Consider the following 20,875-nt stretch of genomic DNA (forward strand, 5'->3'; position numbering starts at 1 on the left):
GTTTTTTCAAAGGAATCGAAATGGCTATTGAAATAAAGGCGCCAGCCTTTCCCGAGTCGGTCGCAGATGGAGAAATCGCGGTCTGGCACAAGCAGGAGGGCGAGGCAGTTACCCGCGATGAGCTACTTGTCGAGATTGAGACAGATAAGGTCGTGATGGAAGTAACAGCGCCTGAAGATGGTGTGATCGGCAAAATCCATGCCCGGGAGGGAGAGACCATCCAGGGCCAGCAGTTGCTGGCAACACTGGAGCCGGCAACCGCAGGCGCCGCTGCAGGCGGAGCATCCGGGGCCGAGGCTCCCGCCGATACCGCCGCCAATACTGATACCGGTGGGGCCGAGGCGACCATGGGCCCTGCGGCCAGGCAGCTGGTTGAGGAACACAAACTCGACGCCGCTACCATCAAGGGTACCGGCAAGGGTGGTCGGGTAACCAAGGAAGACGTGCTGACCCACCTGCGCGAGGCACCAAAAGCCACGCCGGCCCCCGCAGCGGACAAGGCGGCGAACAAACCCGTGTCCGGCAAACCCGCCACTGCCGACCGCCTGCCGCAGGTACCTGCGGAGGCGACCGGGGAGCGTATTGAAAAACGCGTACCGATGACCCGCATGCGGGCCCGCATCGCCGAGCGCCTGCTGGAAGCCACCCGCGAAACCGCGATGCTGACCACCTTCAACGAGGTCAATATGGCGCCGGTCATGGCATTGCGGGAAAAGTACAAGGAGAAGTTCGAGAAAACCCACAATGGCACCCGTCTGGGGTTCATGGGGTTTTTCGTCAAGGCCTGTTGTGAGGCACTGAAGCGATTCCCGGAAGTGAACGCCTCCGTTGACGGCAGCGATGTGGTCTATCATGGTTACCAGGACATCGGTGTGGCGGTCTCCACCCCCGGCGGCCTTGTGGTGCCGGTACTGCGGGATGCGGATTTCATGACCCTGGCGGATGTCGAAGCAGCGGTGCGTGACCTTGGTTTGCGCGCCCGGGACAACAAGCTCACCATCGACGACATGACAGGCGGCACCTTCACGGTAACCAACGGCGGCGTTTTCGGTTCGCTGTTGTCAACCCCGATCCTGAACCCGCCGCAAACCGGTATCCTGGGAATGCACAAGATCCAGGAGCGGCCCATGGCTGTGAATGGGCAAGTGGTTATCCAGCCGATGATGTATCTTGCACTCTCCTACGATCATCGCTTGATCGATGGCAAGACCGCAGTGCAGTTCCTGGTTGCGGTCAAGGACCTTATAGAAGACCCGGCGCGCATCCTGCTGCAGCTGTAACTGACTCATGTGGGAGAAAGGCAATGTCTGACTATGATGTAGTGGTAATAGGTTCCGGCCCCGGCGGTTATGTGGCGGCGATCAAGGCAGCCCAGCTTGGCCTGTCCACTGCCTGCGTGGAAGAGTGGCTGGATGATGATGGCAAGGTGCGCCTCGGTGGCACCTGCCTGAATGTGGGTTGCATCCCCTCGAAAGCGCTGCTCGACAGCAGCCAGAAATTTGTTGAGGCAAAAGAACACCTCGGGGTGCACGGCATCACTGTGAAGTCGGCGGAAATGGATGTGCCGGCCATGCTGGCGCGCAAGAACAAGATTGTCGACCAGCTCACCGGTGGCATCAGCGGGCTGTTCAAGCACAATGGTGTCACCCCGATCCAGGGCCGCGGCAAGGTTCTCGCCGGTGCCAAGGTGGAGGTCACTGACCGGGAAGGCAAGGTCAGTATTCTTGACGCCGGCAATGTTATTATTGCTGCGGGGTCGGTGCCGATTGCCATTGGACCCGCCCCGATCGACAACGACTGTATCGTCGATTCCACCGGTGCACTGGAGTTCACCGAAGTGCCCACCCGCCTGGGCGTGATAGGCGCGGGTGTCATCGGTCTTGAACTTGGCAGCGTCTGGGCCCGCCTGGGTGCGGAAGTGGTGATGCTCGAGGCCCTGGACGAGCTGCTGCCCATGATGGACAGCCAGGTCGCCAAGGAAGCGGGCAAGATTTTTCGCAAGCAGAACCTGGATATTCGCCTTGGAGCCCGGGTCACGGGCACCGAAGTCAAGGACGGTAAGGTGTCGGTCACTTTCACTGCCGGTGGCGAGGAACACGTTGAAGTGTTCGATAAGCTGATCGTGTCCGTGGGCCGCCGCCCGCGCACGGAAGACTTACTGGCGACCGATTGTGGTGTTACCCTCGATGAGCGCGGCTTTATTTATGTCAACGACTACTGTGCCACCGAAGCGCCTCACGTCTATGCGGTGGGCGATGTGGTTCGTGGTCTTATGCTTGCCCACAAGGGCTCGGAAGAGGGCGTGATGGTCGCCGAACGTATTGCCGGCAAGCCCGCCCAGGTGAACTACGATTGCATCCCATCGGTGATCTATACCCACCCGGAAGTAGCCGCGGTAGGTAAAACCGAGCAACAGCTTAAATCCGATGGTATCAGTTACAAGGCGGGGGTTTTCCCGTTTGCCGCCAGCGGTCGCGCCATGGCGGCGAACGATACCGATGGTATTGTCAAGATTCTTGCGGACAAGGAAACGGACCGGGTTCTCGGCTGCCACATTGTGGGGCCCTCGGCGGCAGACCTGGTGCAGCAGGTTGTCATCGCAATGGAGTTTGGTGCCAGTTCGGAAGACCTGGCGCTGACAGTGTTTGCCCATCCAACGCTGTCGGAAACGGTTCATGAAGCTGCACTGGCGGTAAACGGTCATGCGATCCATATCGCCAATCGCAAGCAGCGCAAGTAGACTTTGCCCGGGCGCGCGCGCATAAAATCAATTATTGCGCAGTCGAGGCACTTGGGGGCATGGGTTCCCGGAACCCATTCCAGTACATAACGTAGCACACAGGATAAAGCATGAATCTTCATGAATATCAGGGCAAACAGCTGTTTGCCGAATACGGGTTGCCCGTATCCAAGGGGTATGCTGTTGATACCCCGGAAGACGCGGTTAAGGCAGCGGAAACTATCGGCGGCGATATGTGGGTGGTTAAAGCCCAGGTGCACGCGGGCGGCCGCGGCAAGGCCGGCGGTGTCAAGCTGGTAAAAACCACCGATGAGGTGCGCGATTTCGCCGCCAAGTGGCTGGGCCAGCAGCTGGTAACTTACCAGACCGACGAAGGTGGCCAGCCGGTCAGCAAGATCCTGGTGGAAACCTGCACCGACATCGCCGAGGAGCTTTATCTTGGCGCGGTTGTTGACCGCGGTACACGGCGTATCGTGTTCATGGCCTCCACCGAAGGTGGTGTCGAGATTGAGAAGGTTGCCGAAGAGACCCCGGAAAAAATCCTGCGTGCGATCATTGATCCGCTGGTGGGCGCGCAGCCTTACCAGGGCCGTGAGCTGGCGTTCAGGCTCGGCCTGCAAGGGGAGCAGATCAAGCAGTTCGTGAAGATCTTCATAGGCCTGGCCCAGCTGTTCAAGGACAAGGATCTGGCGCTGATTGAGGTCAACCCTCTGGTTATCACCAGCGAAGGCAACCTGCACTGCCTGGATGCCAAACTGGGTGTGGATGGCAACGCCCTGTATCGCCAGCCCAAACTGCGCGAGATGCACGATCCCTCACAGGAAGATGCGCGCGAGGCTGATGCTGCCAAGTGGGAGCTGAATTACGTTGCCCTGGACGGCAACATCGGCTGCATGGTGAACGGCGCAGGTCTGGCGATGGGCACCATGGATATCGTCAAGTTGCACGGTGGTGCACCGGCCAACTTCCTTGATGTAGGGGGCGGCGCGACCAAGGAGCGGGTGTCCGAAGCGTTCAAGATCATTCTCTCCGACGACAAGGTCAAGGCCGTACTCATCAATATTTTTGGTGGCATCGTGCGCTGTGACCTGATCGCCGAAGGCGTGATTGGTGCCGTGCAGGAGATCGGTGTGCAGATACCGGTCGTCGTTCGCCTTGAAGGCAACAACGCCGAATTGGGGCGCAAGGTCCTGGCCGATAGCGGCCTGAATATTATTGCTGCCACCAGCCTTACAGATGCTGCCCAGCAGGCAGTTAAAGCAGCGGGAGGAGCAGCCTGATGAGCATCCTGATCGACAAGAACACCAAGGTTATCTGCCAGGGCTTTACCGGCTCGCAGGGTACGTTTCACTCCGAGCAGGCTATTGCGTACGGAACACTCATGGTCGGCGGCGTAACGCCGGGCAAGGGTGGCCAGCAGCACCTTGGCCTGCCCGTGTTCAATACCATGGCCGATGCGGTTGATACCACCGGCGCCGAGGCATCCGTCATTTATGTGCCGGCTCCCTTCTGCAAGGATTCCATCCTTGAAGCGGCAAACAGCGGTATCAAGCTGATCGTCTGTATCACTGAAGGCATCCCGACCCTGGACATGCTTGATGCAAAAGTGAAGTGCGACGAACTGGGCGTACGCCTGATCGGCCCGAACTGTCCCGGTGTCATCACCCCCGGCGAATGCAAGATCGGCATCATGCCCGGCCACATTCACCTGCCCGGGAAGGTCGGTATTGTGTCCCGCTCCGGTACCCTGACCTACGAAGCAGTCAAGCAGACTACCGATGCCGGCTTTGGCCAGTCTACCTGTGTAGGTATTGGTGGTGACCCGATTCCCGGTTCCAGCTTTATCGACATCCTGGCCATGTTCGAAAAAGATCCCGCCACCGAGGCGATCGTAATGATCGGTGAAATCGGCGGTACCGCAGAGGAAGAGGCCGCCGCCTGGATCAAGGCGAATTGCAGCAAGCCCGTAGTGTCCTACATTGCCGGGGTAACGGCACCCAAGGGCAAGCGTATGGGCCATGCCGGCGCGATTATTTCCGGAGGCAAGGGTACCGCTGACGAAAAGTTTGAGGCCCTCGAAGATGCCGGTGTGAAAACCGTGCGCAGCCTTGCTGAAATCGGCAGTGGCCTGTCGGCCGTGACAGGCTGGAAATGAAAGGCGCCCGCCTGACGGCGGGCGGCTAGCCTGGTAAGATAGAAAGCCGGTTTGACCGGTACGCCGGAACGCCGGAACGCCGGAACGCCGGTACGCCGGACCGCCGGACCGCCGGTATCCCAAACGCCCGCTCCGCGGGCGTTTTACGTTCCCAACGCCTGCCATTGCAGGGTGGCGGCAGCCTTGATGCGCTCCGCGTCCTCTGCCAGCAGAAAGCCCTTGGCAACGGCATCATCCGCCGCTTCACTGACAGCCGCTTCGTAACCTGCCTGATCCACGTACAGCTGCGCCATTTGGGTCGCATCAAACAGTGCAGTGCTGCCAAACAGGAAGCAGAAAGATTCACGTCCCGACTGGTTCTCACCGGACAGAATGGCAGCGGCCGAATCGACATACGGGGTCCGGATACCACCGGTGACATTGCCCAGCTCATCCTTGATAAATGCTGTCATGCTGTCATTGAGATCCAGCCTTGGGGCCTCGGGTGGTGCGGTGCCGTCGCGCACCCAGGTGTCCAGTGAGCGCAGGGCGGCGTTGAAGATCCAGGGCATGGAACCGGCGTTCATCGGCTGGTCACAGTTGATAAAACCGAAGATGGAATCCACCTCAACCACCACGGCAAATTGCGGATCTTCTCCGGTATCAGCGCGTCCGGATACAAAAGAGTAATAATCACCATGGGCGGAGCCGGTGGTTTCCCACAGGCGAAACCTGTCATTGTCATCCTGGCGGCTGCTTACCGATCCCAGTACAAGGAGGTCGGTTTCGGTCTGGAAGTTAAGGACCGGTACATTGATATCGGTACGAATACGAACACCGTCGGGCGTAGGGATTGCGGTGAGTGGTTCCTGGGCCAGGGCCGAGCTGCTGCCACCCCGGCTGTGCACCATGTAACCGTCAAAGGGGTTGTACAGCGGTTGTATGGCGTTGATATAGCTGACCAGGCGCCCGGCAGACTGGGACTCGCCCAGCGCGATCAGTCGCTCAACCGCAAGCCCCGGCAACAGGTCTGTTGTTTCCGGCTCGCGCAGGGCCTGGGCTGCCTGGGAAAATATGTCGTAAGAAAAGCTGTCACCCGGATGGGCCAGGCTCTCGTAGCGCTCGGGATTTGCCGCCTTCAGGTGCAGGGGCAGCAGGCCCCGGTCCGAGCCTTCGATCCCAATCAGCTGGGCTGACACACCGACCCAGACATGGCCGCTGCGCAATATCTCCACGTGGCCCGAACCGTAGCTGGGCGGGGTTTCAAAGCCGGCGGTGACATTCAGCCATTCCATCATGACGGTGCCACTGAAATCAGCAGGGTCGATTGGACGGTAGATAATTACCCGGGTGCGGTAAGGGGCGGTTTCGCCGGCTTCCACCTCCCAGGCTCCGTCCACACCCAGTTCACTGAGATTGGTAAAGGCGCTGGCGTCACCGGAAAGGAAAAATTCACGCTGCTCGTAGCCCACATCGGCCAGGTCAAAAGTAGTCGCCAGCAGCGAGGGTTGGCCGACCTCGGGCGGATCTTCCACCAGCGGCTGCGCAATGGCCAGGAAGGTCGGCTCTACCGGAGTAGCCGGGCTGTCATTGCTGTCACTGCAGGCAGCCAGCAGCACGGCGGTCAAGCCGAGGGCGAGTGTCAGGCGTATCTTATTGTCTTTCATGCCATGGTCTCCGGTTGGTTATCCTTCAATATGCCTCTCCGGTACTTGAAAAGCTATACCCCGAACCCCATCTGTCTAGGTTGTAGGGTATCAATCTATATTCTCAGACCGTATACGAGGGAACCATGACCGCTGACATCAAAAAAGAAACACTGGGCTTCCAGACCGAGGCGAAACAGCTGCTGCACCTGATGATTAACTCGTTGTACAGCAACAAGGAAATCTTCTTGCGGGAACTGATCTCCAATGCCTCCGACGCGATCGACAAATTGCGTTTCGCATCACTGGCCGATGAATCATTGCTGGAAGGCCAGGGCGATTTCGCGATTCGCGTGGACGTGGACAAGGACGCCAATACGATCACCATTACCGATAACGGTATTGGCATGACCCGTGAAGAGGTGATCGATCACCTCGGTACTATCGCCAAATCCGGCACCGCCGCGTTTCTCGAGAACCTGACCGGCGACCAGAAAAAGGATTCCCAGCTCATCGGCCAGTTCGGCGTGGGTTTCTACTCGGCCTTTATCGTCGCGGACCGGGTTGAAGTGCACACCCGCAAGGCTGGTCATGACGCCGATGCCGGCGTGCTGTGGGAGTCCCATGGAGAGTCAGAGTTCTCCATCGAGAGCCTGCCCCGTGACACCCGTGGTACCAGCATAACCCTTCACCTGAAACCGACCGCGACTGAGTTTGCGGACGACTGGCGGGTGCGCAGCGTGATCAAGAAATACTCTGATCACATTGCCGTGCCGGTAGAAATGCTGCAGCCCGCAACGCCGCCTGCGCCGGAAGGCGAAGAGACAGCGGAAGAAGCACCCGAGCCGCAATACGAGGCGGTTAACGAGGCGACTGCCCTGTGGACCCGGCCCCGCGCAGAAATCACCGACGACGAGTACAAGGCCTTCTATCGGCATATTTCCCACGATTACGATGATCCCCTGACCTGGAGCCACAATAAGGTCGAGGGCAAGCAGGAGTACACCAGCCTGCTGTATATCCCCAAGCGGGCACCCTTTGACCTGTGGAATCGTGAGATGGCGCGGGGGCTCAAGCTCTACGTGCAGCGCACTTTCATCATGGACGAAGCCGAGCAGTTCCTGCCCCTGTACCTGCGCTTCGTCAAGGGCGTGGTGGATTCCAATGACCTGCCGTTGAACGTATCGCGGGAGATTCTGCAGCGTGACAGCTCAGTGGATGCAATGCGCAGCGCGCTGTCCAAGCGGGTCCTCGATATGCTTTCAAAGCTCGCCAAAAAAGGCGGGGAAGACTATGCCACTTTCTGGAAGGAGTTCGGCCAGGTCCTGAAAGAGGGGCCGGCGGAAGACATGGCCAACAAGGAAAAAATTGCCAAGCTGCTGCGCTTTGCCACCACCCATACCGACCAGGCTGACCAGGATCAGTCGCTGGACGAGTATGTTGCGCGGATGCAGGAAGGACAGGAAAAAATCTATTACGTAGTAGCCGAGAACTTTAACACCGCGCGCAAGAGCCCGCATCTGGAGGTGTTTCGCAAGAAGGGCATCGAAGTCTTGTTGCTCACCGACCGCGTTGATGACTGGCTGATGAACCAGCTGCAGGAATTTGATGGCAAGCCCCTGCAGGATGTTGCCCGCGGCGCACTTGATTTGCAGGACGATTCCGAAGAAGGCAAGGCCGAGCAGGAAAAACTGGAAAAGGAAAGTGAGAGCCTGGTGGAACGCCTGACCAAGGTGCTGGGTGACAGCGTTTCCGAGGTGCGACCCTCCGCACGCCTGACCGAGTCGCCTGCGTGCCTGGTGGTGGGTGATTACGACATGGGCGCGCAAATGCGGCGTATCCTGGAAGCGGCCGGCCAGCCGGTGCCGGACAGCAAACCGATCCTGGAGATAAACCCTGCTCATCCGCTGCTGCAAATGCTCGACAGCGAGCAGGACGAGGCGCGCTTTGCCGATCTTGGCCAGGTTATCCTGGACCAGGCCACGCTCGCGGAGGGCGGCCAGCTGGAAGACCCGGCCAGCTTTGTCAGCAGGCTGAATGCACTGCTGTTGCAGATGAGCAAAGCCTGAGCAGAACCGCCGGATAGTGGCCCGTCATGCCGCGGCCGGTTCCCTTGCGGGCACCGGGTCGCGGCAGTTTTGTTGCTCTCCTGCTGTTGGTCAATGCTTTGTACGACATTCTTCATCGGCTGCGCCGGGTTCCGGCCAGGTTCGGTGATATGATGAGGGTCCACTGGCGGCGACGTGGACTACGTGGTTGACCAGGATTCAAGGCGGTTGAGCTATCAGGAGGTATTGTTGACTAATTCCAGATCTATCTGGCGTGGAACGACAGCGGCGCTCGTCGTGTTCGCGGCACTGGGCGTTGCATTGGTTTCAGCCAGTGCTTGGGTCACGGCGGAACCCTTCAATCCTGCAGTGCTGATAGAGCGACTGGATGCGTTTCCTCACGCCGAGCGTATAGAGTCGAGCAGCAGTACTGTCCGCGATCACGAGATCGGCCTGAGCGCGATGAATAAACGTTCGGGCGACTGGATATTCAGGCAGACCGAGCGCCTGGACGGTGAGCTTGCGCGGTACACCTGGCAGATTGTCGACAGTTTCGCCTCTGCCCGCGTGCTGGCAGATCTGGAGCAGCGCCTGGAGGCAGCGGAGGATGCGGCCCAGCTGCTGTTCTCCTGCAACGGACGCGCCTGTGGTTCCGCCGCGCAATGGGCCAATCGTGTATTTGGCGAGCGCCTGCTGTACGGGCGGGCGGACGACCAGCGCTATCGCGTCTACAGTGTGCGTGTTAACGAGGACCGTTACCGGCTGGTATTGTACAGCGCGGCGCGCTCTTCAGACCGGCAATACCTGCACATTGACCTGTTGCACCTGACACCACAGCCTGAACTGGTGGTAGAGCGGGGCGCCGGTTAGCGCCCGAGCTGTAGCAGTGACAGGAACTCATCCCGGGTTTTGGGCTCAGTACGAAAGCTGCCCAGCATCGCCGAGGTCTTCATGATTGAGTTCTGCTTTTCCACGCCGCGCATCATCATGCACATGTGTTGTGCTTCGATAATGACGCCCACGCCATCGGCCCCGGTAACTTCCATGATGGTTTCTGCAATCTGCATGGTCAGTGATTCCTGAATCTGCAGGCGACGTGCAAATATGTCGACCAGACGCGCAATCTTGGACAGACCCAGAACCTTCCCGGTAGGGATGTAGGCCACGTGGCATTTGCCGATAAACGGCAACATATGGTGTTCGCACAATGAGTACAGTTCCACGTTCTGTACCAGCACAATCTCGCTGGATGCCGAAGGGAACAGGGCGTTGTTGACCACTTCTTCCACCGACTGCTGATAGCCCCGGGTTAAAAACTCAAAGGCCCTGGCGGCACGCTTGGGCGTATCGGCCAGACCCGGTCTCGACAGGTCTTCACCGATCGCTTCAATAATGTGTGCCCAATGCTCTTCCACGTCGGTACTCCCTGAGAATTATGCTGCACGCTCGCACGGCTGCGGATAGTAGCAACCACCGCTTTTTTAGGCAAACAGACAGGCCCTGATCGGTTACAATTGCGCGATGACAAACAGATTCACAACACTGGCTTCTGCCGGCACCGTAGGCGATGCCCTGGAGCAGGTCGCCGGGGCCCTGGCCGCCGCTGAAGTATACTACGGGCACGGCACGGACAGCGCCTGGGACGAGGCCGTGCAGCTGGTACTGGCTGTGGCGGAATTGCCCGCCGAGAGCGATGATACGGTGCTGGCCCAACCGCTGGCCGCGGATCAGGCCGCGCGCATGGCTGCGCTGTTGCAACGACGTATTGACGAGCGGGTGCCGCTGCCGTATCTGCTCGGCCATGCCTGGTTTGCCGGGCTTCGTTTGCACTGTGACGAGCGTGCGATTATCCCGCGCTCGCCACTCGCGGAGCTTATCCTGTGCGGATTTGAGCCGTGGTACAGCGGGCCGTCGCCAACGCGTATCCTGGATATGTGTTGTGGAGGCGGCTGTATCGGTCTGGCCAGTGCCTGGTACCTGCCCGATTGCGAGGTTGACCTGCTGGACCTGGACCCGGATGCACTGGCTCTTGCGCGGGACAACATCGCTCTACTGGGGCTGCACCAGCGCGTTCGTACCCTGCAGTCGGACCTGTTCAGCGCGCTGGGGGGTGAGCGTTACGACCTGGTGCTCGCCAATCCTCCCTATGTTGACGCCGGTGACCTGGCAACCATGCCGCCGGAGTACCAGCATGAGCCGGCCCTGGCGCTTGGCTCGGGGGATGACGGTCTCGATCTTACCCGGCGGTTGCTGGCGCAGGCGGAAGGGTTTCTGCACCCCTGGGGCTTGTTGGTGCTGGAGGTGGGCAACAGCTGGGAAGCGCTTGAGCATGCCTACCCTGGGGTACCTTTCACCTGGGTCGAGTTCGAACAGGGTGGGCATGGGGTGTTGGTATTAACGGCGAAAGAGTTGCGTCAATGCAGGGAAAGCCTGCACCGATCGCTTATACTAGACTGATTTCGAGGGAGGCCATTGCACTATGGCGGGCAATACGATTGGCAAGCTGTTTACGGTGACCAGTTTCGGTGAAAGCCACGGACCGGCCCTGGGCTGTATTGTCGATGGCTGTCCCCCTGGTATGCCCCTGGACGTGGCGGATCTGCAGCGCGACCTCGACCGGCGCAAGCCGGGGACGTCGCGCTACACGACCCAGCGTCGCGAAGCAGATGAAGTGCGTATCCTGTCCGGCGTTTTTGAGGGCAGGACCACCGGAACCTCCATCGGTCTGCTGATCGAGAACACGGACCAGCGTTCCAAGGATTATTCCGATATCGCCGGGACTTTTCGCCCGGCCCATGCCGATTATACCTACCAGCATAAATACGGATTCCGGGATTATCGTGGCGGCGGCAGATCCTCGGCGCGGGAGACGGCCATGCGAGTGGCCGCAGGCGCTATCGCCAGAAAGTACCTGCGCGAACGCTATGGCATTCAGGTGCGGGGTTATCTCGCCCAGCTGGGCCCGGTGAAAGCGCAAGTGCTCGACTGGAGTGTGGTGGAACAGAACCCTTTCTTCTGCCCGGATCCCGGCAAGATTGCGGCCATGGAAGATTACATGGCGGCGCTGAATAAACGGGGTGACTCCATTGGCGCGCGCATTAATGTTGTTGCCAGCGGCCTGATGCCCGGCCTGGGCGAGCCGGTCTTTGACCGCCTGGACGCCGACATTGCCCACGCCATGATGAGCATCAACGCGGTCAAGGGTGTAGAGATTGGTGCCGGCTTTGCCGTCGTGGAACAGTCCGGCAGCGAACATCGCGACCTGCTCACCCCCGAGGGATTCAGCGGTAACAATGCAGGGGGCATACTGGGTGGCATCTCCAGCGGGCAGGACATTACCGTGAGCCTGGCACTGAAGCCCACCTCCAGTATCCGCCAGCCGGGCGCTACCATTGATACCGCCGGTGATGCGATGGAAATGTCCACCCATGGGCGCCACGACCCCTGTGTCGGTATCCGCGCCACGCCCATCGCCGAAGCCATGCTGGCGATTGTGCTGATGGACCATGTGCTGCGTCATCGTGGGCAGAATATGGACGTTAACTGCACTACGCCGGTGCTGCCTGCTGCCGTCGAACCCGACCGGGCTGCGAAGGGGGTATCATGAGCAGGGCCAATCGTCGTTATCTGCGTACCACTATCCTGGGCGTTATCGCGATGGGCGCACTCTTGTGGGCAGCAATGGACCTGTTCGAAATCCCCGACGAAACACTACTCGAATTCTTTATTGCGAGCCTCATTGTTGCGTTGGGGGTGATCGTATTGGCTGCAGCAGCGGCCGGGATCTGGGTCCTGCTGCGCCGTCTGTTCAGGCGCGGCGGGAAGTAAGCGGCATGCAACCCAGCGGCGATCAGGTTCCCAGATCGATCTCCAGGGTCATCTGCTCCGCAATGGCGTCGAGCGCTTCGGACAGCGTCTCCAGCGCGGCATTGGCCGGTATCTCTGCGGTAATGCGGGCCTGGAACAGAGGCTCGCCACTCATTGGCGCGCCACTCACACTGCTTTCCATGTCAATGACATTGACCTGCTCCGTTGCCAGTGCCCGCGCAATTTCACGCACGATGCCCGGCCGGTCCGGCCCCAGCACGGCAAGATGTATTCTGCGGCCTTCACCGTCTGGGCGCATGCCGGCAGCATTGCCGGCGGGGGTGACACGAACGCTGAGGCCGCTGCTGGCGAGGTCTTTCAGTGTGTCCTCGAGGGCCTCACCGGCATCTTCGTCCAGCGACACCAGTACCAGCCCGGCAAACTTCCCCCCCAGCTGGGATAACTGGCTCTCCAGCCAGTTGCCGCCGCTGCTCTCGATGGCAGAGGACAGTTGCTCAACCAGCCCCGGGCGATCATCGCCGATGAAGGTTACGATAAAAGACGTTTCCACAAATCAAGCTCCACTTTCGTTGCTACAGCCCGTATATTAACCCGCAAAACCACCCGGCAGAAGGAACAGACCATGAAATACAGTATCGCACTTGTACTCGCATTGATAATGGCACCCGCCCACGCCGCCCTTGACTGGAAGACCGCCCTGCAGGGCGACCATCGGGCAGATGCCAACAAGATCCGGGACGTTTCCCGCAATCCTCGCGAAACCCTGGAGTTTTTCGGTATTCGCGAGGGCATGACGGTCGTGGAACTGTCGCCAGGTGGCGGCTGGTATACCGAAATACTGGCACCGCTGATAGTCGATAACGGCACATTGTATGCGGCACATTTCGGCCTTAATGCCCCGCACTCCTATTATCGGAATGCGCTGGGCAAGTATCTGCAAAAACTGGCTGCCAATCATGACTTGTATGGCCCGGTGATTGTTACCCAGCTGGCACCCCCTGAGGAGACCACGGTAGCGCCCGCCGACTCTGCTGACCTGGTGCTTGCGTTTCGCAATATTCATTCCTGGATGGGTACGGGCACGCTGGAGCAAACACTGGCGGCGGCCTTTACCGCCCTCAGGCCCGGCGGCGTGCTGGGTGTGGTGCAGCACCGCGCGCAGGGTGAGACCACGCCGGAAGAAATGGCGAAAACCGGCTATGTCGACCAGGATTACCTGGTTCAACAGGCGCGTGCCGCCGGCTTCAAGCTTGACGGCAGCAGTGAGATCAATGCCAATCCACTGGATACCGCCGATCACCCGGCGGGCGTATGGTCACTGCCGCCCGCACTGCGCGGTGGCGAAGTGGGGCGGGATAATTTCGTTGAGATCGGCGAGAGCGACCGCATGACCCTGCGCTTCGTCAAGCCGGAATAACCGTTTGGCGCAGCTGATTGAAATACCGCTGGAGCGGCTGGCGCCAGAGGTGCTCGCCGCGCTGCTGGAGGAATTTGCCAGTCGCGACGGCACCGATTATGGCAATCACGAACTCAGCCTGGATGACAAGGCCGCGCAGCTGCAACGGCAGCTTGCAGCCGGACGCCTGGTGCTGCTCTATGACGGTGACAGCGAGACCTGGGATATCATGCCCCGCGACATCGCCGACAGCCTGCTGGCGGGGGAGTGCCGCGAGCCGTGAAACCCGAAAGCGATCACATACTCGATGTGACCGGTCTGTTTTGTCCCGAACCGGTAATGATGCTGCACAACAGGATTCGCGATATCAGCCCTGGTGAAACCCTGCTGGTTATCGCAACCGACCCCACGACTTTGCGCGACATCCCCAAATTCTGCACGTTCCTGGGCCACGAGCTGCGCGAACAGCGGGAGCAGGACGGCCACTATCTCTACCTGCTGTGCAAGGGCAGCTGAGCGGCCGTGATCGCTGCCGCCAGCTTGTATTCCCCCGCCGAACCATTCTGCGCCAGCCGCCTGGAAGTGCTGTTCGCCGCCTGTTTTGCCGCCTCTGAAAATACCGTCCTGTGCGGTGGCGCGGCGGAACCGTTTTACCAGCCGGCGGTGGAGGTGGGCGAGCCGCACCGCCTGTGGTACCGGGAAGATTTTTTTGCCAGCGCCCTGCACGAAATCGCCCACTGGTGCATTGCCGGCCGCGAGCGTCGGTTGTTGCCGGATTTTGGCTACTGGTATGCGCCCGAGGGTCGCAATCCCGCGCAGCAGGCTGCGTTTGAGCGGGTAGAGGTGGGTCCGCAGGCGCTGGAGTGGTGCTTTGCACGGGCCTGTGGTTTTCCCTTTCGCATAAGCACGGACAACCTGCCGGCGGAGGAGGGTGAAGTCGCCGACCATACGGTGTTCAAGCAGGCCGTATGCGCAGAGGCCGGGCGCCGGGTGGGCGCCGGCCTGGGGCAGCGGGCACAGCAATTCTGCCATGCCCTGCAACAGGCCTTTGGTAACGACACGCCCTGGCAATCCTGGCGTTTCTCCCCGGTCGACCTGCCGTGACTGAAAGCAGGCTACACATTGTTGCCGACCGCAACATACCCGCGGTAGAGGAAACCTTTGGCCATTGGGGTACTGTGCAAAGTGTTGAGGGCCGATCGTTACAAGCTGCGGACCTGGAGGATGCCGACGTGCTGCTGGTGCGCTCGGTAACGCCGGTGAATGAGCAGTTGCTGGCAGATACGCCGGTGCGTTTTGTGGGGACCGCAACCGCCGGGCTGGACCACGTCGATACGGCCTGGCTGGCGGCCCGGGGCATTGCCTTTGCGGCTGCGCCGGGTGCCAATGCCAATTCGGTCGTGGAGTATGTGCTGGCAGTTATTGCCGGTGTAGATGATGTGCTGGAGCGCTTGCTGGCCGGCGGACGCGTGGGCATTGTCGGCTATGGCCATGTCGGTCGTTCCCTGGCGCAGCGGCTTGGTGCCGTGGGTATCGCCAGCCTGCAATACGACCCCTGGCTGGATGCCGACACGCTGCCTGAGCCCGCGGCACTCGCGGAAGTGCTCGATTGTAGTGTGGTCTCCCTGCATACCTCCCTGACCCGCGCACCACCCTGGCCGAGCTATCACCTGCTGGCCGCGCCTGAGCTGGCGACAATGGACGCGAAAACACTGTTGATCAACGCCAGTCGCGGCCCGGTTATCGACAATACCGCCCTGTTGGCGCGCCTGCAGCAATCGCAGCCACCCCGATGTGCGCTTGACGTGTGGGAGGCCGAGCCCCTGGTGCCGCCGGCGCTGCTGGCAGCGGCGCGCTATGGTACGGCGCATATTGCCGGATACAGCCACGATGCCAAACTGGCAGCTACGCGGATGCTGGCCGAGGCGCTGGCTACGAGATTTAACCTGGGCGAGCCGGGTGCGGGTTCAATTGAGCCTGCGGCGTCATTATCGATACCGGCAGAGCTTGCCGGCGGTGCGCTACTGCGTTTTCTCTGGCAGGCGCGCTACGACCTTGCAGCGGATGATAAACGCTTGCGTGAGGCCGTTCTGGGTGCATCTGCGGCCGATGCGATGCGCGGTTTTGATGCTCTGCGACGCAATTACCCCCAGCGCCGGGAATTGGCCGGCAGCACGGTACTCATCAGCAACGAGAACCAGGTTGCACTGGCCGAGGCAACGGGAGCGATGGTGGAGCGGGTGGGGTAGGGTGAATCATTGAATGCGGCGTATACCGCATGGAAGTTGGAGCGGGAAACCGGATTCGAACCGGCGACCTCAACCTTGGCAAGGTTGCGCTCTACCAACTGAGCTATTCCCGCATACGACTTCTTTCTAAAATTACCACAACGGTGTTGGAGCCGTCGAGGTATCTCTTGAGTGAGTGGCGTCCCCTAGGGGGTTCGAACCCCTGTTACCGCCGTGAAAGGGCAGTGTCCTAGGCCACTAGACGAAGGGGACGCAGTAGGACTCAATCAAGAGGCGCGCAGTTTAGGTAGAGACGGCGTGCGCGTCAATAGTTTTGGCCGGATTTTTGTTGAGGAACTTGGGCGAACGGCAAACGCGCCGCTGCCGCGCTACCATAATCAAAGGTTTCCCCCTTTGTGGCGAACGCCTGGCGCTCATCATCCAGCTGCTGGAATACCGCGATTTCCTCTTCTGTCAGCACATGCAGGCAATCGCCCCCCAGGAACCAGAGCAGCGTCCGTGGCAGGGTGGGTGCAAATTCAGGGTGATGGCTGAACAGGCGCATTATCAGGTCAGGACCGTCCCGGTACAGGTCTTCCTGGTCGTCCGCCAGGCGCGCAAACTCCGTCGCCAGCAGGCGCAGGGGATGCTCGTCATCGAGGCTTGCGCAACGCTTGTTGAGCGTATCGCTGAACTGTTGCCAGAGATTACGGCAGTACTGCAGGTATTGGGTATCGTTCATGATCTCGTTTGCGGCGCCGATTGCGAGTACAATGGCGCGCTTTCCTTTTCCAACTATGACTGAGGATTCATGATACCAGCACTCACTATCGAAAATCTCAGCAAGGAGTACACCGGCGGCTTTCGCGCGCTCAAGGGGATCAGCCTGGAAGTACAGCAGGGTGACTTTTTCGCGCTGCTGGGGCCCAACGGTGCCGGTAAATCCACCACGATCGGTATTATCTGCTCGCTGGTGTCCAAAACCAGCGGCCGGGTGGCGGTGTACGGCACTGATATTGACGTCGATTTCGCTGGTGCCAAGAAGAATATCGGCATTGTGCCCCAGGAATTCAATTTCAACATGTTTGAAAAAGCCCTGGATATCGTGGTCAACCAGGCGGGGTACTACGGGATCCCGCCGCTGTTGGCGCACAAGAGGGCGGAAAAGTACCTGCGCAAGCTGGGGCTGTGGGACAAGCGCAATGTCTCGGGGCGGATGTTGTCCGGTGGCATGAAACGCCGCCTGATGATCGCCCGTGCACTGGTGCACGAGCCACGGCTGCTGATACTTGATGAGCCTACCGCGGGTGTGGATATCGAAATGCGGCGCTCCATGTGGGACTTCCTCAAGGAACTGAACGAGGACGGCACCACCATTATCCTCACCACCCACTACCTGGAAGAGGCCGAGGCGCTGTGCCGTAATATTGCGATCATTACCAATGGCGAGATCGTCGAGCACAGCTCGGTGCGCGACCTGCTGCGCCGCCTGCACCGCGAGGTGTTCATTTTCGACTGCGTTGACCCGCTGCCCGAAGCCATTGAGATCGAGGGATTCAGTGTGCATCGTGTCGATGACAACACCCTGGAGGTGGAAGTGAAAAAGGGACAGCACATCAATGAAGTGTTTGCCCGCTTCAACGAGACCGGTATTCGTATCAGCAGTATGCGCAACCGCGCCAACCGATTGGAAGAAATGTTTGTGAACCTGGTGGAGGGCGCGGCATGACCCTGCAAGAACAGCTTGTTGCACTGATGACGATACTGCGCAAGGAAATCAAGCGCTACCTGCGCATCTGGATGCAGACCCTGTTGCCTTCGGCCATCACCATGTCACTGTATTTCGTGATCTTTGGCTCGCTCATCGGTTCGCGCATCGGTGAAATGGGCGGCTTTACCTATATGCAGTTCGTGGTGCCGGGCCTGATCATGATGGCCATTGTCACCAATTCCTACTCCAATGTGGTGTCATCATTTTTTGGCTCCAAGTTCAGCCACAGCGTGGAAGAGCTTCTGGTGTCGCCCACCCCCAATTACATAATCCTCCTGGGTTACGTCATAGGGGGTGTCAGCCGCGGTTTGCTGGTGGCGATCATCGTATTTATCGTGTCGCTGTTTTTTACCGGGTTGCATATTCACAACCTGTTTGTCGTGGTGGTGATCGTGTTGATGACTTCGGTGCTGTTTGCGCTGGCGGGTTTTATCAATGCGGTGTACGCCAACAACTTCGATGACATATCGATAATCCCCACCTTTGTGCTGACACCGTTGATCTACCTGGGTGGTGTATTTTATTCCATGGACCTGCTGCCGGAGTTCTGGGCGAATGTGTCAAAGCTGAACCCCCTGGTCTATGTGGTTAATGCATTCCGCTATGGGGTGCTGGGGGTGTCTGACGTGAGCCTGACGATTGCCTTTGGCATGATCGCCGGATTCACCCTTATCGCCTGGTTCTATAGCATGCATTTGCTGAACGCCGGCACACGGCTGCGCCAGTAGGGTAGCAGGCAGTGAAGCCCAGCGAACTGTTACTCGGTAAACAAACGCCGGTTGTAGACCACTACGCCCCGGAACTGTTGTTCCCGATCCCCCGCCAGGAGGGCCGCGAGCAACTGGGCCTGGTGGCGCCGTTGCCCTTTGAGGGAGCGGATATCTGGCACGCTTACGAACTCTCGTGGCTGGATGCGAACGACAAGGCCCAGGCGCGGGTGGGGCGTTTCAGCGTTCCCGCCGGGAGCCCCAACCTGGTTGAATCCAAGTCGTTCAAGCTGTACCTCAATTCCCTCAATAACGCCGTGTTTGCAGATGATGCGGCGGCGTGCGCGTGCATCACCGGTGACCTGAGTGCGGCTGCCGGCGCTAACGTCACGCTGGCCCTGTTCCCCGTGGATGACCCGGCCCTGGCCGGTGGGCAATTGCCAGGTATTTGTATTGATGGCGCTCCCGGGCGCTGGCCGCGTCGTGAGCCCGAAGCCGCCATGCTGCAGTGTAGTAGTGCTGACGTTGTAGAGGAAAAGCTTTACAGCCATCTCTTGCGTTCGCTGTGCCCGGTCACTGGCCAGCCCGACTGGGCCACGCTGTGGCTGCACTATCGCGGCCCGGCCCTCGAGCACGCAGCACTGCTCAGTTATATTCTCGCTTACCGCGAACACCAGGATTTCCACGAGCAGTGCGTAGAGCGAATCTTTCGGGATCTGCAAAAATGTGTGGCGCCGGAATTCCTGCACCTGCAGGCGTTCTATACCCGTCGCGGCGGTCTTGATATCAATCCGTACCGCAGCAGTGGTGGTGGGATGCCGCTGAATCTGCGCCTGGGACGACAATAGTCGCCGAATATGCCGCCCGACGCTGGCAACCATTGCCGGTTATGGTATCATCCGCGCCGTTATGGTGAGGTGGCCGAGTGGTCGAAGGCGCACGCCTGGAAAGCGTGTAACGGGCAACCGTTCGAGAGTTCGAATCTCTCCCTCACCGCCACTATTCTATCTAAGCTATTGATTTATAAGAAATAAAAATTAAGCAGATATTGTTACCAACAAAAAATCCAACATACTGCAGCCCCCATTCACAATGGGTGGTTCTACCGGCTCTACCCACTTAACAATGGGATGGACTCCTCCTCACCCACTTTCGGCATCAAGTGCCACACTGAGTGTGCTGTCCAACAGTCACCAGCGAGGAGGAGGAACCCGCGATGAAGATTAGTCGAGTTGGGGTAGATTTGGCAAAAAACGTGTATCAAGTTCACGGCGTGGGTGCCCGAGACCATGTGGTCTGGCAAAAGCGTCTGCGTCGAGACAATTGGCTCGCTGAACTGCAACGGTGTGTGCCCGAGGGAGCAGAGGTCGGCATAGAGGCTTGTGCCGGGGCCCATCACTGGGGCCGCGAGCTTGTTGCACGTGGCCATCAGGTGAAGCTCATGGCGCCACAGTTTGTGAAGCCATATGTGAAGAGCAACAAGAGCGATCGCAACGATGCCGCGGCGATCTGTGAGGCCATGAGTCGCCCCTCAATGCGGTTTGTCGCACTCAAAAGCACCGAACAGCAAGATATACAGGCAGTACATCGCGTGCGCTCTGAGTTAATCAAGCAGCGTACCGCGAAAGCGAACCAGATACGCGGTCTTGTTGGAGAGTATGGTCTCGTGGCACCGCTGGGCATCCATACCTTGCGTAAAGCGCTGCCATGTTGGCTGGAAGATGCGGGTAACGGGCTGAGCTCACGCTTCCGTCGGATCCTGGCCGGTCTAGCCGAGGATCTGCGCCACCTCGATGAGCGCATCAAAATGCTCGATGACGAGCTGGCCAACATGGTCAAGGAAATACCGGCTGCGCAGCGTCTCACGACGCTCAATGGTGTCGGGCCGACCATTGCCACAGCGCTGGTAGCAGCTTTGGGGGCAGGCGAGGGTTTTAGCCGCGGGCGTGACTTTGCGGTGACCCTGGGATTGACACCCAAACACCAGGGCACGGGCGGCAAGGATCGCATCCTTGGCATCAGTAAGGGTGATGCTTATCTACGTACACTGCTGATCCACGGAGCCAGAGCAGCGGTCTACGCCGCGAAAGGCAAGACAGACCCGCTAAGTCGCTGGATTAATGCACTATTAGAAAGATGTCATGCGAATGTTGTTATTGTCGCATTGGCGAATAAGACCGCACGTATGGCCTGGGCGCTACTGCGTCATGACCGTGACTATGATGCGAATTGGTCCAACGTCACCGCCCCGGTGCAGTAACGCGGCGACTGGCTGCGAGTTCAACCCTACCAACGATTGCGAAGGAGTCTGATTGACGGCAAACAGGTCGAACCGGCGCTGGCAAAACCCGAGTCCCCCGAAGGGCGAAAAGTCCGT

22 protein-coding genes and 3 tRNA genes are annotated in these 20,875 nt (G+C 59.4%); 19 read left to right on the forward strand and 6 right to left on the reverse strand.

Going from position 1 to position 20,875, the window contains the following annotated elements; genetic code table 11:
- The first annotated feature begins 20 nt into the window (after positions 1-20).
- The 4 genes from odhB (at position 21) to sucD (ending at position 4,895) form a co-directional block, all read left to right on the forward strand.
- Positions 21-1,280 carry a 2-oxoglutarate dehydrogenase complex dihydrolipoyllysine-residue succinyltransferase gene (gene odhB, locus CWI75_RS07690; RefSeq protein ID WP_101520879.1) on the forward strand — a complete coding sequence of 420 codons (1,260 nt, stop codon included), beginning with the start codon at positions 21-23 and terminating at the stop codon, positions 1,278-1,280.
- A 23-nt stretch (positions 1,281-1,303) separates the two neighbouring features.
- Positions 1,304-2,740, forward strand: coding sequence for a dihydrolipoyl dehydrogenase (gene lpdA / locus CWI75_RS07695; RefSeq protein WP_101520880.1), 1,437 nt, complete (start codon positions 1,304-1,306; stop codon positions 2,738-2,740).
- A gap of 110 nt (positions 2,741-2,850) precedes the next feature.
- Positions 2,851-4,020 (forward strand): ADP-forming succinate--CoA ligase subunit beta, encoded by a 1,170-nt coding sequence (sucC, locus tag CWI75_RS07700; protein ID WP_101520881.1) that lies wholly within the window; start codon positions 2,851-2,853, stop codon positions 4,018-4,020.
- On the forward strand, positions 4,020-4,895 hold the full coding sequence (gene sucD, locus CWI75_RS07705) for a succinate--CoA ligase subunit alpha (RefSeq protein ID WP_101520882.1): 876 nt from the start codon (positions 4,020-4,022) through the stop codon (positions 4,893-4,895). The genes sucC and sucD overlap by 1 nt, the downstream gene beginning before the upstream one ends.
- Before the next feature lie 143 nt (positions 4,896-5,038).
- On the opposite strand, the gene CWI75_RS07710 is transcribed toward sucD, so the two are convergent.
- Positions 5,039-6,541 carry an alpha/beta hydrolase domain-containing protein gene (locus CWI75_RS07710; RefSeq protein WP_101520883.1) on the reverse strand — a complete coding sequence of 501 codons (1,503 nt, stop codon included), beginning with the start codon at positions 6,539-6,541 and terminating at the stop codon, positions 5,039-5,041.
- A gap of 125 nt (positions 6,542-6,666) precedes the next feature.
- Here CWI75_RS07710 and htpG point away from each other — a divergent pair, with 125 nt between their 5' ends.
- Complete coding sequence (gene htpG / locus CWI75_RS07715) at positions 6,667-8,589, forward strand: molecular chaperone HtpG (protein ID WP_101520884.1); 1,923 nt, start codon at positions 6,667-6,669, stop codon at positions 8,587-8,589.
- Positions 8,590-8,817: 228 nt separating this feature from the next.
- Complete coding sequence (locus CWI75_RS07720) at positions 8,818-9,438, forward strand: DUF4892 domain-containing protein (RefSeq protein WP_241521121.1); 621 nt, start codon at positions 8,818-8,820, stop codon at positions 9,436-9,438.
- Here CWI75_RS07720 and folE read toward each other — a convergent pair.
- Positions 9,435-9,983 (reverse strand): GTP cyclohydrolase I FolE, encoded by a 549-nt coding sequence (gene folE, locus CWI75_RS07725; protein WP_101520885.1) that lies wholly within the window; start codon positions 9,981-9,983, stop codon positions 9,435-9,437. The genes CWI75_RS07720 and folE overlap by 4 nt on opposite strands.
- Before the next feature lie 106 nt (positions 9,984-10,089).
- Here folE and prmB point away from each other — a divergent pair, with 106 nt between their 5' ends.
- Genes prmB through CWI75_RS07740 form a run of 3 tightly spaced genes read left to right on the forward strand, consistent with a single transcriptional unit; the run spans position 10,090 to position 12,396 of the window.
- A complete protein-coding gene (gene prmB, locus CWI75_RS07730; RefSeq protein ID WP_101520886.1) occupies positions 10,090-11,025 on the forward strand; it encodes a 50S ribosomal protein L3 N(5)-glutamine methyltransferase in 936 nt (311 codons plus the stop codon).
- 22 nt (positions 11,026-11,047) lie between these two features.
- Complete coding sequence (aroC, locus tag CWI75_RS07735; RefSeq protein ID WP_101520887.1) at positions 11,048-12,175, forward strand: chorismate synthase; 1,128 nt, start codon at positions 11,048-11,050, stop codon at positions 12,173-12,175.
- Positions 12,172-12,396 carry a hypothetical protein gene (locus CWI75_RS07740; RefSeq protein ID WP_101520888.1) on the forward strand — a complete coding sequence of 75 codons (225 nt, stop codon included), beginning with the start codon at positions 12,172-12,174 and terminating at the stop codon, positions 12,394-12,396. Before aroC ends, CWI75_RS07740 begins: the two co-directional genes overlap by 4 nt.
- Positions 12,397-12,418: 22 nt before the next feature.
- Here CWI75_RS07740 and CWI75_RS07745 read toward each other — a convergent pair whose 3' ends face one another.
- Positions 12,419-12,946 carry a glycine cleavage system transcriptional repressor gene (locus CWI75_RS07745; protein WP_241521122.1) on the reverse strand — a complete coding sequence of 176 codons (528 nt, stop codon included), beginning with the start codon at positions 12,944-12,946 and terminating at the stop codon, positions 12,419-12,421.
- Positions 12,947-13,018: 72 nt separating this feature from the next.
- Here CWI75_RS07745 and CWI75_RS07750 point away from each other — a divergent pair, with 72 nt between their 5' ends.
- The 5 genes from CWI75_RS07750 to CWI75_RS07770 are packed head-to-tail and all read left to right on the forward strand — an operon-like array spanning position 13,019 to position 16,041.
- Positions 13,019-13,813, forward strand: coding sequence for a class I SAM-dependent methyltransferase (locus CWI75_RS07750; protein ID WP_101520889.1), 795 nt, complete (start codon positions 13,019-13,021; stop codon positions 13,811-13,813).
- Positions 13,814-13,817: 4 nt separating this feature from the next.
- On the forward strand, positions 13,818-14,075 hold the full coding sequence (locus CWI75_RS07755) for a YheU family protein (RefSeq protein ID WP_101520890.1): 258 nt from the start codon (positions 13,818-13,820) through the stop codon (positions 14,073-14,075).
- Positions 14,072-14,308, forward strand: coding sequence for a sulfurtransferase TusA (gene tusA / locus CWI75_RS07760; protein ID WP_101521027.1), 237 nt, complete (start codon positions 14,072-14,074; stop codon positions 14,306-14,308). The genes CWI75_RS07755 and tusA overlap by 4 nt, the downstream gene beginning before the upstream one ends.
- Before the next feature lie 6 nt (positions 14,309-14,314).
- Positions 14,315-14,896, forward strand: a complete 582-nt coding sequence (locus tag CWI75_RS07765; RefSeq protein ID WP_241521123.1) for an elongation factor P hydroxylase — start codon at positions 14,315-14,317, stop codon at positions 14,894-14,896.
- The gene (locus tag CWI75_RS07770) at positions 14,893-16,041 is read left to right on the forward strand and encodes a 4-phosphoerythronate dehydrogenase (protein ID WP_101520891.1); all 1,149 of its coding nucleotides are present in this window, start codon (positions 14,893-14,895) and stop codon (positions 16,039-16,041) included. The genes CWI75_RS07765 and CWI75_RS07770 overlap by 4 nt, the downstream gene beginning before the upstream one ends.
- A gap of 37 nt (positions 16,042-16,078) precedes the next feature.
- On the opposite strand, the gene CWI75_RS07775 is transcribed toward CWI75_RS07770, so the two are convergent.
- From CWI75_RS07775 to CWI75_RS07785, 3 genes are all read right to left on the reverse strand, one after another.
- Positions 16,079-16,154: transfer RNA gene (locus tag CWI75_RS07775), tRNA-Gly, on the reverse strand.
- 63 nt (positions 16,155-16,217) lie between these two features.
- A tRNA-Glu gene (locus CWI75_RS07780) sits at positions 16,218-16,293 on the reverse strand.
- Positions 16,294-16,345: 52 nt separating this feature from the next.
- Positions 16,346-16,762 carry a PA2817 family protein gene (locus CWI75_RS07785; RefSeq protein WP_101520892.1) on the reverse strand — a complete coding sequence of 139 codons (417 nt, stop codon included), beginning with the start codon at positions 16,760-16,762 and terminating at the stop codon, positions 16,346-16,348.
- Positions 16,763-16,831: 69 nt separating this feature from the next.
- On the opposite strand from CWI75_RS07785, the gene CWI75_RS07790 reads away from it, so the two are divergent.
- From CWI75_RS07790 to CWI75_RS07810, 5 genes are all read left to right on the forward strand, one after another.
- Positions 16,832-17,749, forward strand: coding sequence for an ABC transporter ATP-binding protein (locus CWI75_RS07790; RefSeq protein ID WP_101520893.1), 918 nt, complete (start codon positions 16,832-16,834; stop codon positions 17,747-17,749).
- A complete protein-coding gene (locus CWI75_RS07795; RefSeq protein WP_101520894.1) occupies positions 17,746-18,519 on the forward strand; it encodes an ABC transporter permease in 774 nt (257 codons plus the stop codon). Before CWI75_RS07790 ends, CWI75_RS07795 begins: the two co-directional genes overlap by 4 nt.
- An 11-nt stretch (positions 18,520-18,530) precedes the next feature.
- Positions 18,531-19,346, forward strand: a complete 816-nt coding sequence (gene queF, locus CWI75_RS07800; protein WP_101520895.1) for an NADPH-dependent 7-cyano-7-deazaguanine reductase QueF — start codon at positions 18,531-18,533, stop codon at positions 19,344-19,346.
- 63 nt (positions 19,347-19,409) lie between these two features.
- A tRNA-Ser gene (locus CWI75_RS07805) sits at positions 19,410-19,497 on the forward strand.
- Between the two features lie 217 nt (positions 19,498-19,714).
- Positions 19,715-20,758: an IS110 family RNA-guided transposase gene (locus CWI75_RS07810; protein WP_101520896.1), complete on the forward strand. Its 1,044-nt coding sequence runs from the start codon at positions 19,715-19,717 to the stop codon at positions 20,756-20,758.
- The last annotated feature ends 117 nt before the right edge of the window (positions 20,759-20,875 follow it).

Origin of the sequence: Kineobactrum sediminis (genome assembly GCF_002868715.1) — a bacterium.
Classification (GTDB): Bacteria; Pseudomonadota; Gammaproteobacteria; order Pseudomonadales; family Halieaceae; genus Kineobactrum; species Kineobactrum sediminis.